The following is a 12,040-nucleotide window of genomic DNA, read 5'->3' as shown; positions in this document are numbered from 1 at the left end:
ATCTTGAGTTCCGTGAATTAATCTAATAAAAATTTAGCAAAACCAATATTTTACCGCCAATTTGTGTCAAATTGACAGGATTCTTGCTTGTGTCGCGTGAATATAAGAAAATGTCGGCACTTTAGACATGGATTTCCATCCAAACGCTCATGAACTGTTTGCAAGCGCCGATTTGTTTATCTTTTGACCCTGTCCCGCAGGTAAAATAGCGCCATGCAACTGTATACCATTGGTGTCAACCACACCACCGCCCCCATTGCCATCCGCGAGAACGTTGCGTTTAACAACGACACCTTGCCGCATGCGCTGGCGGATCTGGCACGTCACAACGTGGCAGAAGTGGCGATTTTATCGACCTGCAACCGCACCGAAATTTATGTGCAGTCTATCCGCCCCGAAGTGGTGATTGACTGGCTGGCGGCCTATCACCGCCTCGAAGCCGACAAACTCCTGCCTTACACCTACACCTTAAGCAGCCACGAGGCAGTCAAGCATGCGTTCCGCGTCGCCAGCGGCCTGGACAGCATGGTGTTAGGCGAGGCGCAAATCTTGGGGCAGTTCAAACAGTCGGTCAAAATTGCGCAAGACTCGGGCACATTGGGCACCATGCTGCACAAATTGTTCCAACGCACGTTTGAAGTAGCCAAAGAAGTACGTACCAATACTGACATTGGCGGCAGTTCCATTTCGATGGCCGCAGCAGCAGTTAAGCTGGCGCAGCGTATTTTTGGTGACCTGAGCGCACAAAGCGTGCTGTTTATTGGCGCTGGTGAAATGATAGAGCTGTGCGCCGACCACTTTGCCGCGCAAAAACCAAAAAAAATCACCGTCGCCAACCGCACACTGGAGCGCGGCGAACAACTGGCAGAAAAAATCCGCGGCCAGGGCTTAAACGTACAAGCTATTTTGCTCAACGACCTGCCCGAGCGCTTTCAAGAATTTGATATCGTCATCACCAGCACCGCCAGCCAATTGCCAATTGTCGGCCTGGGCATGGTAGAGCGCGCGATTAAAGCACGTAAACACCGGCCGATGTTTATGGTCGACCTCGCCGTGCCGCGTGACATTGAGCCCGAAGTGTCGGCGCTGGACGATGTGTTTTTATACTCGGTCGACGATCTGGCGCAAGTGGTGACCGAAGGCCTGGGCAACCGCCAGGAAGCGGCGGTGAATGCCGAGCTCATCGTTAACTCGCGCGTAGAGCACTTTATGCAGTGGCTCAAACAGCGCGAAGCGGTGCCGACGATTAAAGCGCTGCGCGACCAGGTAGATGCTGTGCGCAAAGCCGAGCTGGAAAAAGCACTCAAATTACTGCAAAAAGGCGAGTCGCCGGAAAAAGTCCTCGAAGCCCTGAGCAATGCACTCACCAATAAATTTTTGCATGGTCCCAGCCATGCGCTCAACAACTCTCACGGCGATGCACATGCGCATATGGAGCACCTCGTGAAACAACTTTTTCAAATCAAAGAATAACTTTTCAGGCTTGGCATCCGCGCACGCTTTGAAGATTAGGTAACCACATGAAACCAAGTATGTTACAAAAGCTCGCTAACCTCAGCGAGCGCCTCGAAGAACTCAACCGCCTGCTCAGTAGCGAAGGCGTGACTGACAACATGGATAACTACCGTAAGATCATGCAGGAACATACGGAAATTACCCCCATTGTTGAGCAGTACCACATCTATGCGCAAACCGAGTCTGACATTAAAGAAGCGCATGCCATGCTGGCCGACCCTGAGATGAAAGAGTTTGCCCAGGAAGAAATCGACACTGGCAAAAAACGCCTGGAAGAAGTCGCGCTGACACTGCAGAAACTGTTGTTGCCCAAAGACCCTAACGACGATAAAAACATCTTCCTGGAAATCCGCGCCGGTACCGGCGGTGACGAATCCGGCCTGTTCGCTGGCGACTTGTTCCGCATGTACTCCCGCTTTGCCGACCGCCAGGGCTGGAAAGTGGAAGTCGTTTCTGCCAACGAAGGCGAAGTAGGTGGCTATAAAGAAGTCATTGCCAAAATCATTGGTTATGGCGCTTACTCAAAACTCAAATTCGAATCTGGCGGTCACCGCGTACAACGCGTGCCAGATACTGAAACCCAGGGCCGTATCCACACCTCAGCCTGTACGGTCGCGATTTTGCCAGAGGTAGAAGAAGTGGGTGACGTTGAAATCAACCCGGCCGATATCCGGATTGACACCTTCCGCGCCTCTGGCGCTGGTGGTCAGCACATCAACAAAACCGACTCCGCCGTGCGTATTACCCATGCGCCAACCGGCATCGTGGTCGAATGCCAGGATGGCCGCAGCCAGCACGCCAACAAAGCGCAAGCCATGCAAGTGCTGGCCGCGCGCATCAAGGCCAAACAAGTCGACGAACAACAAAGCAAAATCGCCTCCGAGCGCCGCAACCTGATTGGCTCCGGTGACCGCTCAGAACGCATCCGCACCTACAACTACCCACAAGGCCGCATTACCGACCATCGCATCAACCTGACGCTCTATAAGATTGAAGCCATCACCGAAGGCGATATGGACGAGTTGATTAATGCGCTGGCGACTGAGTATCAAGCGGATTTGCTGGCGAGCCTGGGTGAAGATAACTAGCCTTGAGAGCGACAATGATGGACACGCCTAACATTCCACTAATTGATGAATTCTGGCCTAATCCAATCTTCAAATTCAAAGACCATGGCAGCCCAAATCGCGAGTTAATTTTTCTCAGTGTTGGCCGAGTATGTAGCACATGGGAGATAACAGAAACCAATCTAAGCATGGTGTTCGCCCACCTTGTTGAGTCAAATAGCTCTGCGGCTCAAAGAGCATATGGAGTTATATCAACTACAAATGGCAGACGCGAGGCGCTGGAGAAAGCAGCAGAAATTTATCACGATAGGCATCGCAACTTCCAATTAGGTCAATTCAATGAATTAATGAAGCATTATGCAAAAGCTTCCAGCTATCGTAATAAAATTGCTCATGGCATAGCTGCAGAATTCCATACAGGAGATAATACTTCAAAAGGATGTTTTTTAATTCCGTCCTTCTTCTCTAGTAAACATAAAAGTGCTCAAACTTTTTCGTTTTGGGAAAAAACTCGCAACTCGCAAGATGAATTTTATGTACACGGTAATAGTTATCGCTTTACACATGAAGATATTGATTTTTTAGAGTTGAAATTTCAACGATTAAATGAGCTTCTTGCCGCATTTCTTAGTAATTTAATACAGACTGAAGTGAACAGAACAGTTAAAACAGGTAATCAGTTCGGTCGAGACTAATTCCGCATCATCCTTATATCGTCATGCTGCCACAATTTAAGATCCCCACCGCGCCACGCAGCATCCAGAAAGATAACCCGATCAAGTTTTTGCTGGATAGCGAAGCCATTGATTGCCTGGCACATAACATTAGCCTGGTGCACAGCGCTTTTGATACGCAAGCCTTTAAACAGTTAGCGCTTACCAACATTGCACCATTAGGCTTTATGGATAGGTCGGCGCATATTGCCGCAGCCTTGAAAGCGACGCTGCCAGCCAAGTTTTCAGACGCCACAGAGATTCTGCTCGACACGCTGACGCCACCCAATGTGCATACCGAGCGCTTAGGCTTAAGTGTGTTTTTCTATTTGCCACATACGCGTTTTGTAGCCGATTACGGCCGTGATGCCCAACATAATGGCGGCGAGGATCCATTTGAAGCGGCAATGCGTGCACAGTATGAATTGACGCGCCGCTTTACGGCTGAGTTTTCGATCCGCCCGTTTTTGATACACGATTTTGAGCGCACGCTGAAGCAACTCACGCTGTGGCTAAATGACCCAGACCCGCATGTGCGGCGTTTGTGTTCTGAGGGGTGTCGCTCCCGCTTGCCGTGGGGTGCACGCATTCCGCAACTGATTGCCGACCCGACGCCAGTGTTGCCCATATTAGAAGCACTGAAAAACGACCCTAGTTTGTATGTGCGTCGCAGCGTAGCAAACCACTTGGGCGATATTGCCAAAGACCATCCGGCAGTGGCGTTTGAGATATGTGAGCGCTGGCTCACCAATGCCGACAAAGACCTGAAGTGGCTGATCCGCCATGCCGTACGCCATCCGGCCAAACAAGGCCATGCCACGGCAATTGCCTTGCGCAAAGCGGCCGGGGGCAGGGGATGATGTCGCACTCGGTACAACAATGGCTACAAACGGCGCGGCAACAGTTGGCGCAATTTGTCCCGCCGGATGAGGCGAGCATGGAAGCGCAAATATTATTGATGCATGTGCTGAATGTGAACCGTGCCTGGTTGATTGCACACGCAACTGATAGCTTGGCGGCCATCCCTCTTAATACGGTCGAATCACTCTTGCAACGCCGTTTGCAAGGCGAACCCGTTGCGCATATTTTAGGTTCACGCGAGTTTTTCGGCCTCGCGCTCAAAGTCACACCAGACACACTGATTCCACGCCCGGATACCGAAACGCTGGTCGAAGCCGCTTTAGAAAAAATCAACGGCACCATGCGCGTGCTGGACCTGGGCACCGGTACCGGCGCCATTGCACTGGCGATTGCCAAGCATGCACCAGCCTGTGAAGTAGTCGCGTTAGACGCTTCAGCAGGCGCTCTCGCCGTCGCAGCGGAAAATGCAGCAACGTTGCAGCTCAACAATGTGCAATGCATTGCCAGCCACTGGTTTTCTGCATTACCAGCAAGCAAGTTTGACCTCATCGTCAGCAACCCGCCTTATATCGAAAGCAGTGACCCGCATTTGCAACAAGGCGATTTGCGTTTTGAGCCCATGAGTGCACTGGCCTCTGGTGCAGATGGCCTGCAGGATATCCGGCAGATTGTTGCCCAAGCGCCAGCTTACTTGAATGCAGGTGGCTGGCTGATGCTGGAGCATGGTTACAATCAAGCCGACGCGGTGAAACAACTGCTGCATACGGCAGGCCTGCAACAGATTCAAACCCTGCACGATTTGGGTGGCAATCCGCGAGTCACCCTAGGGCAATGGCTGACAGCTGTGACAGAACAACAATAATCAATAAAATTAACTTAAAAAATTATCCAAGGGGGCAATACATGATTAAAAAACTACGCCTGGCGATCCGCAACGACTTGGAGGCGCCAGAAGAAACCAGGTACTTTGGCTCAGGCTGGTTAAGTGGCGTGGCGGCGCTGATACTTGGTATCGCCAGTCTATGCTTGCTGTTAGGCGAGCGCTTGCAAGGGGTGTTTTCAACCCAGATGCTGTCACCACTCTACGCCTTGCCGCAGTTCACACTCATGGTTCAAGCTTTGTTATTAGCCAGCTTTTTGCTCGCTTGCAGCAACCTGGTGTTACGTCGCAATCGTGTGTTAGGGTTTACGGCCATTTTGCTGGTGCTACTCACCATCACCATTGCCGAAACCATAGATGCACAGGCCGCGCGCAACAGCGATATCGCCCTTAGCCTGGACTGGTTTGTGCTCAATATATTGCTCACTGGCTTTTTGTTTATTCCGCTGGAGAAACTGTTTGGCCGCCTGACCCAGCAACCCTTGTTCCGGGACGAGTGGCGCGAAGATTTGTTTTACTTTTTAATCAGCAGCGTGTTTGTGCAAACACTGACCTTGTTCACACTGGCACCTTCGATGACCATTTTGCACTACACCGGCGATTGGGCCAGTATGCGCCAAGCCATCGCCAGCCAGCCACTGTGGCTGCAAGTGATTGAAATCATGTTTTTAACCGACTTTGTGCAATACTGGTTTCACCGCGCTTTTCACCAAATCCCTTTTTTGTGGGGTTTCCACGCCGTGCATCACTCTGCCAAAAAGATGGACTGGCTGGCGGGATCACGCATGCATATTGTAGAAATTATCGGTTTGCGCAGCATGACGGTAGTACCGATGTATGTGCTCGGTTTTGCTGAAGGTGCTTTGCATCTCTATATTTTGCTGGTCTACCTCAACGCCACCTTTGTGCATGCCAATGTTCGCTTTAATGTGGAATGGCTGAAACCGTTGATCGTCACACCGCGCTTCCATCATTGGCATCACGGCATTGAAAAAGAAGCGATAGACGTTAATTTTTCGATTCACTTCCCGCTGTTCGACAAACTGTTTGGCACCTATTACATGCCTAAAAACCAATGGCCCAGCGGCTATGGCATCGGTGGCCATCCCGTGCCCAATGGCTACTGGAAGCAGTTGATGTATCCATTTAAAAAATAGCACCTTACATATTGCGCACGATTTTTGCTGCTCGCAGTCTATCTGTGTGTAGCGAAAGGCCAACCATGCTTAATTTTAATGCGATCAAAGCGGTGCTGTTTGACCTGGACGGCGTGCTCTATATCGGGCAGCAGCCAATCAACGGCGCCATTGAGGCGGTTGCCAGGATCCGCCAGGCGGGCATCGCCGTGCGCTTTGTCACCAATACCAGTACCTTATCGCTCACGGCTTTGCAGCAAAAAATTAGCGGCCTGGGCTTCAATGTAGTGCCGGAAGAAATCATGAGTGCACCACAAGCGACCATTCAATATCTCAAAAAGCAGCCCAACCCGGTGTGCAAGCTGTTGCTGGCCGATGACGTGAAAAAAGACTTTGCCTGTTTTGACCAGTCAGAAACAGCGGCCAATTATGTGGTGATTGGCGATATTGGCGACCGCTGGTCTTACGAGTTGCTCAATGAGGTGTTTCATTGCCTGGTGAATGGGGCGCAATTGATTGCCATCCACAAAAACCGTTTTTGGCAAACTGAAACCGGGTTGCAAATGGACATAGGCGCGTTTGTCACCGGCCTGGAATATGCTAGCAATACCAAAGCCATGCTGATGGGCAAACCTTCGCAACACTTTTTCAAGATGGCGATTGATGCTTTGCGCCTCAAGCCACATGAAGTGGTGATGGTGGGCGATGATATTGATGCCGATGTCGGCGGCGCACAAGATGCAGGTTTGCATGGCGTGCTGGTGAAAACTGGCAAATACCGCGAAACCTATACCCGGCTGTCAGCGGTGGAACCTGATGCCACGATTCCGTCGGTGTCTGATCTGCCCGCATTATTGGGATGTTTGTCAGCAACGCCCTCCTAAAAGCAAGCCGCGCCCCATCTCGCCGTTTGGCATGCTGCATAGTATAATTGCAGCATGTCTGAATCGAACTCTGTTGGTATCGTCAAAGCGCAGGTCGCGCATTTCACCCAGCCGCTCACCCTGAAAAGCGGCGCCGTGTTGCCACAATACCACCTGACCTATGAAACCTATGGTGAACTCAACGCGGCCAAAACCAATGCCGTGCTGATCTGTCACGCCCTCTCAGGCAACCATCACGTCGCAGGCCGCTACTCGGCAGACGACAAATACCCTGGCTGGTGGGATAACCTGATTGGCCCTGGCAAACCGTTAGACACCAATAAGTTTTTTGTCATTGGCTTGAATAACCTTGGCGGCTGTCATGGCAGTAGCGGACCTTCCAGTGTCGACCCACTGACCGACAAGCCTTATAGCGCAACTTTCCCGGTAGTCACTGTTGAAGACTGGGTAGAATCACAAGCCCGCTTACTCGACTATCTGGGCATTGATCAACTGGCCGCCGTGATTGGTGGCAGCCTCGGTGGCATGCAGGCGCTGCACTGGAACATCGTTTACCCTGAACGTGTGCGCCATGCCTTTGTGATTGCCTCTGCGCCTAATTTAACTGCGCAAAACATGGCGTTTAACGAAGTGGCGCGCCAAGCCATTATTACCGACCCAGAGTTTTTTGACGGTGATTATTACAACCACGGTACGGTACCGCGTCGTGGTTTGCGCATTGCGCGCATGCTAGGCCACATCACCTATTTGTCTGACGACGTGATGGGTGAAAAATTTGGCCGCAAGCTGCGTCATGGCGATGTCAAATACAGTTTTGATGTCGAATTTGAAATGGAATCTTATTTGCGCTACCAGGGCGACAAGTTTGCCGGCGAGTTTGATGCCAACACCTATTTACGCATGACACGGGCGCTGGATTACTTTGACCCGGCGCTGGATTACGAGGGTAATTTAAGCAAAGCATTGAGCCGTGCCCAGGCAAAATTTGTGGTGATTTCATTCACCACCGACTGGCGCTTTTCACCTGCGCGCTCGCGTGAGATTGTCAAAGCCTTGCTCGATAATGCCTTGCCGGTGAAATATGCCGAGGTCACCTCAGACCACGGCCATGACGCATTTTTGATGCCAGATCCGTATTACCACGACATCATGCGCGCATATCTGGAGCAGATTAAAGTATGACAAATGCGAAAATTACAAATATTCGCCCAGATTTTGCATTAATTACAAACTGGGTGCAAACAAAAGCCAAAGTCCTTGACTTGGGTTGTGGTGACGGCACGTTGCTGACGCATTTGCATGAAACCCTGGAAACCACTGGCTACGGCATCGAGAAAGATGACGCCAACTGGCTGGCGGCATTAAAAAATGGCGTCGATGTGATTCAAATGAACCTCGAAGAAGGCCTGTCTGGCTTTGAAGACCAGTCGTTTGATACCGTCATTTTGTCGCAAACCTTACAAGCCATGCACAACACCGAAAGCATCGTGCAAGAGATGCTGCGCGTGGGCCGCGAAGTGATTGTCACCTTCCCTAATTTTGGCTACTGGCGTAACCGCATGCAGATTACCTTCGGCACCATGCCAGTGTCTAAAAGCCTGCCTTACCAGTGGTATGACACACCCAACGTACACTTGTGCACCATCAATGATTTTGACGATTTTTGCGTGCAGCACCAGATTCAGGTCATTGAACGCAAAGTAATTACCGGCGGCCAGGATGTGCACTTATTGCCTAACCTGATGGGCAATCTGGCGATGTATCGCCTAAGAAAATATAGCGCCTGATCGGCGCCACAGCTTATTCGCCGCCTACACTAGCTGGTGAATGTCACCTCCCAACCATAGGGCGCATCTCACATGCTGCCCTAGCCCTCACAAAAACTACCCATTAAAAATAACAGATATATTGACTTCCATCTATTATTTATCAATAATGATAATCATTCTTATTATCAATTAAATAAGAATACATGGTAAGACGTTTGTGAGTAACGCAGCCAGTTAAAAGACTCTGGCGCGAATTAAAGACGCCAGTCATTAATAATTACTCAAAAGGAAGTTAGTAAAATGAAAGCTCAATATTTAAGCATCGCTATCGGTGCAAGCCTGTTTGCAATCACCAGCCTGGCACAAGCCAACACGACTTACAGCAGCTTTATCGATGTGGCTGACTCAGTCTCGTTTGATGGCTGGAACCAGCTGAACCGTAACCGCGTTGATGACACTGGCGCCGCTAACCCATTAACAGCCGCCCAATTGGCCGCAGGCACCGCAGGTAACGTGGCAGGTTCCGGCGACGCATTGCTGACCCAGGTGTCTGGCAGCTACTACCCCGCTGGTTTTGGTTTATATGGTGATGGCAACCTGACATTCACTGACAATACCGTTGCAAGCAACATCAGCTCCCTGGCATTTCAGGGCATCGTCAATGACTTCAATGCGTCATTCGGTGGTGAAGCCTACACCATCACCCTGAGCTATAACGGTGGTAGCCAAGCCATTGCAGGCACCCTGGTCAACTTTGTGAATACCGGCACGGTGGATGACTATTACTACTACTCCTGGGATTTGAGCGGTGTTTCTACGCCAATCACTTCTTACACCTTGAATTTCAGCGCAGGCTTCTCACAAGCCCTGGCTTTCCAGGTGGATCAGGTCGCGGCCGTATCCTCAGTACCAGAAGCTGACAGCTATGCCATGATGCTGCTGGGCCTGGGTGTGATGGGTGCTGTGGCACGTCGTCGCAGCAAATAATACGCTCAACAATAACGCCATGAAAAAAAGCCCCGGGGGTCGCCGGGGCTTTTTATTTGTTAAACACGCTAATTCAAATTCAACGCTTTCAAACGACGATACAGCGTATTTCTGCTCATGCCTAACTGGCGTGCCACAGCAGAGACATTCCCCGCCTGCTGTTGCATCGCCAGCCGAATCGCTTCATCGGACTGCGCCTTCAAGGTCAATACGGGTTGCAGCACGGGGTCACGCTCAGCCTCTACCGCCATTTCATCCAAAAAGTCGTGCGTCAGATGTTGCCGCTCGATCACGCCGCCATCCGCCAGCGCCACCGCCGTGCGCAACACATTATGCAATTGGCGCACGTTGCCTGGCCATGGATGCGCGGCAAACACGGCCAGCACCTCATCACTCAGCGTGGCTTGTGGCGCCTGCTCGATTTGCAGAATCATCTGAATCAGGCGCGACATATCCTGACGCTGACGCAAGGCAGGCAACTGCACGGTCAGGCCATTGATGCGGTAATACAAATCACTGCGGAACTCGCCCGCAGCCACTTTATCCTTGAGCTTCTGGTTGGTCGCGCTCAGCAATATAAAATTCACCGGAATGGATTTGCTGGAACCTAATGGCGTCACGCTACGCTCCTGCAACACACGCAGCAACCTGGCCTGCAACGACAACGGCATATCGCCGATTTCATCCAGAAACAAGGTGCCGCCATCCGCTTGCTGGATTTTGCCGACATTGCCTTTGCGCTTGGCGCCGGTATACGCCCCTTCTTCATAGCCGAACAATTCAGCTTCAATCAATCCTTCCGGCAACGCTGCACAATTGACCGCAATAAACGGCTGTGCCCGACGTGCACTGGCATCATGAATCGCTCGTGAAAATAATTCTTTACCGGCGCCGGTTTCACCCAGGATCAACACTGGGATATCACGGTTAAGCACTTGCTTCACCTGGCTGATGGCTAATTTTAATTGCGGGTCGCCACTATCCAACAACTCAAGGCTGGCCGCTGACTCACGAGGCACAGACTGCACTGGCCTGCTGGCAATGCCGGGCACCTGCAGACTGGAAGCACGCGCAAACAGGCGCGCGCCATTGCGCAAACGCAAGGGGAACAAGACATCAGACGACAATCCACGCTGTTTGAATGCCAGCCACGACTCATCAAAAATATCTTCAAACGGGATGCGGCGGGCGGATAACACGTCTTGATCTAACGGCAGGCCAAACTGGAACTGGCCGCTGCGGTTAATTGCCTGCAACTGGCCTTGCGCATCAAACAAGGCCACACCTTCCCACAAGGTGCCAATAAACTCTGGCCGCACATGAAAATGCACGCCGATCTCACCCTCGGCCGTGGCATGGAACAAACGATTTTCCACCATTTGCGCGGCCATTTTGACCAGGGCAAGTGTGTGTTGTTGCGGCGCATTTAAGTCATTAGATACATCCAGCGTGGCGACCAGGTGATTGTTAGCCGCAAATATAGGCACGGCAGAGCAGCTTAATGAATGGTGGTAAGCCATAAAGTGCTCGGCACCTTGCACGCTGATTGGCAGGCGCTCGACCAGCGCAGTCCCAATGGCGTTGGTACCACGGTGTTCTTCGCTCCATGAGGCGCCAGGCAACAATGAAGCACGAATCTGGTTTTCTTCGACGCCTTCACCGCGCGTGCGCAGGATCACACCTTCGCTGTCAGTCAGAATCACCAGGCTGCGCGTATGGGCAATTTGCTCGCTGAGTGTGAGCATTTCCGGCTCGGCATGCGTCAGCAATAAACGGTTTTTTTCCAGTCGCTGCGCCAGTTCCTGCGCCGTCATAATCTGGTCTTCGGCTGGCGCCTGCTCGTCCACACCTTTGACCATGCAACGCCGCCATGAACGTGCAATCGCCTCAGCAATGGCACGCTGATCGTCGCGCATACCAGGCTGCGGCACTTGAGAAGCGGGCGGGGAATATTTATTGGGCATTTAACACTGCACACCTGTCACATTGCATTGAACAACTGTATCAGTATGACACAGTCGTGAACAGTCGCCGCCACGCGGCCTGATTTTACGCCTGTTTTCATACATCATTAAGCGATTGATTTTAATCTATTTTTTACTTTTTCCAAAATGAAACTGTGGATTGGCACGCGCGTTGCAATCATTGCACACACCGTCACAAGAGAAGCCTTTGTCGACGCTTGCAACACCACACATTTCAGCTTCACCGCAACCATTTTGGAGGTT

11 protein-coding genes are annotated in these 12,040 nt (G+C 51.3%); 10 read left to right on the top strand and 1 reads right to left on the bottom strand.

Annotated elements, in window-relative coordinates; all coding sequences use genetic code 11:
- The first annotated feature begins 213 nt into the window (after nt 1-213).
- From hemA to INP78_RS11350, 10 genes are all read left to right on the top strand, one after another.
- Complete coding sequence (gene hemA / locus INP78_RS11395; RefSeq protein ID WP_194742316.1) at nt 214-1,473, top strand: glutamyl-tRNA reductase; 1,260 nt, start codon at nt 214-216, stop codon at nt 1,471-1,473.
- Nucleotides 1,474-1,520: 47 nt separating this feature from the next.
- A complete protein-coding gene (gene prfA, locus INP78_RS11390) occupies nt 1,521-2,603 on the top strand; it encodes a peptide chain release factor 1 (RefSeq protein WP_194742315.1) in 1,083 nt (360 codons plus the stop codon).
- 14 nt (nt 2,604-2,617) lie between these two features.
- Nucleotides 2,618-3,277 (top strand): hypothetical protein, encoded by a 660-nt coding sequence (locus INP78_RS11385; RefSeq protein WP_194742314.1) that lies wholly within the window; start codon nt 2,618-2,620, stop codon nt 3,275-3,277.
- 23 nt (nt 3,278-3,300) lie between these two features.
- Nucleotides 3,301-4,155, top strand: a complete 855-nt coding sequence (locus INP78_RS11380; RefSeq protein ID WP_228522843.1) for a DNA alkylation repair protein — start codon at nt 3,301-3,303, stop codon at nt 4,153-4,155.
- A complete protein-coding gene (gene prmC, locus INP78_RS11375; RefSeq protein WP_194742387.1) occupies nt 4,155-5,018 on the top strand; it encodes a peptide chain release factor N(5)-glutamine methyltransferase in 864 nt (287 codons plus the stop codon). The genes INP78_RS11380 and prmC overlap by 1 nt, the downstream gene beginning before the upstream one ends.
- Before the next feature lie 41 nt (nt 5,019-5,059).
- Nucleotides 5,060-6,193, top strand: coding sequence for a sterol desaturase family protein (locus INP78_RS11370; protein WP_194742313.1), 1,134 nt, complete (start codon nt 5,060-5,062; stop codon nt 6,191-6,193).
- 65 nt (nt 6,194-6,258) lie between these two features.
- On the top strand, nt 6,259-7,056 hold the full coding sequence (locus INP78_RS11365; RefSeq protein WP_194742312.1) for a TIGR01458 family HAD-type hydrolase: 798 nt from the start codon (nt 6,259-6,261) through the stop codon (nt 7,054-7,056).
- A 54-nt stretch (nt 7,057-7,110) separates the two neighbouring features.
- Nucleotides 7,111-8,238 carry a homoserine O-acetyltransferase gene (locus tag INP78_RS11360; protein WP_194742311.1) on the top strand — a complete coding sequence of 376 codons (1,128 nt, stop codon included), beginning with the start codon at nt 7,111-7,113 and terminating at the stop codon, nt 8,236-8,238.
- Nucleotides 8,235-8,843 (top strand): methionine biosynthesis protein MetW, encoded by a 609-nt coding sequence (metW, locus tag INP78_RS11355; RefSeq protein WP_194742310.1) that lies wholly within the window; start codon nt 8,235-8,237, stop codon nt 8,841-8,843. Before INP78_RS11360 ends, metW begins: the two co-directional genes overlap by 4 nt.
- Nucleotides 8,844-9,125: 282 nt before the next feature.
- Complete coding sequence (locus INP78_RS11350) at nt 9,126-9,812, top strand: PEP-CTERM sorting domain-containing protein (protein ID WP_194742309.1); 687 nt, start codon at nt 9,126-9,128, stop codon at nt 9,810-9,812.
- Between the two features lie 68 nt (nt 9,813-9,880).
- On the opposite strand, the gene INP78_RS11345 is transcribed toward INP78_RS11350, so the two are convergent.
- Nucleotides 9,881-11,776: a sigma-54-dependent Fis family transcriptional regulator gene (locus INP78_RS11345; protein ID WP_228522842.1), complete on the bottom strand. Its 1,896-nt coding sequence runs from the start codon at nt 11,774-11,776 to the stop codon at nt 9,881-9,883.
- Nucleotides 11,777-12,040: the final 264 nt, after the last annotated feature.

Origin of the sequence: Methylophilus sp. 14 (assembly GCF_015354345.1) — a bacterium.
Classification (GTDB): domain Bacteria; phylum Pseudomonadota; class Gammaproteobacteria; order Burkholderiales; family Methylophilaceae; genus Methylophilus.
The sequence above is the reverse complement of the archived record's forward strand: the minus strand, read 5'-3'. Positions and strand labels throughout refer to the sequence as shown.

Bases quoted from the DNA above. Each gene is read 5' to 3' on its own strand.
- hemA (WP_194742316.1), top strand. From the start codon at position 214: ATGCAACTGTATACCATTGGTGTCAACCACACCACCGCCCCCATTGCC.
- prfA (WP_194742315.1), top strand. From the start codon at position 1,521: ATGAAACCAAGTATGTTACAAAAGCTCGCTAACCTCAGCGAGCGCCTC.
- INP78_RS11385 (WP_194742314.1), top strand. From the start codon at position 2,618: ATGATGGACACGCCTAACATTCCACTAATTGATGAATTCTGGCCTAAT.
- INP78_RS11380 (WP_228522843.1), top strand. From the start codon at position 3,301: ATGCTGCCACAATTTAAGATCCCCACCGCGCCACGCAGCATCCAGAAA.
- prmC (WP_194742387.1), top strand. From the start codon at position 4,155: ATGTCGCACTCGGTACAACAATGGCTACAAACGGCGCGGCAACAGTTG.
- INP78_RS11370 (WP_194742313.1), top strand. From the start codon at position 5,060: ATGATTAAAAAACTACGCCTGGCGATCCGCAACGACTTGGAGGCGCCA.
- INP78_RS11365 (WP_194742312.1), top strand. From the start codon at position 6,259: ATGCTTAATTTTAATGCGATCAAAGCGGTGCTGTTTGACCTGGACGGC.
- INP78_RS11360 (WP_194742311.1), top strand. From the start codon at position 7,111: ATGTCTGAATCGAACTCTGTTGGTATCGTCAAAGCGCAGGTCGCGCAT.
- metW (WP_194742310.1), top strand. From the start codon at position 8,235: ATGACAAATGCGAAAATTACAAATATTCGCCCAGATTTTGCATTAATT.
- INP78_RS11350 (WP_194742309.1), top strand. From the start codon at position 9,126: ATGAAAGCTCAATATTTAAGCATCGCTATCGGTGCAAGCCTGTTTGCA.
- INP78_RS11345 (WP_228522842.1), bottom strand. From the start codon at position 11,776: ATGCCCAATAAATATTCCCCGCCCGCTTCTCAAGTGCCGCAGCCTGGT.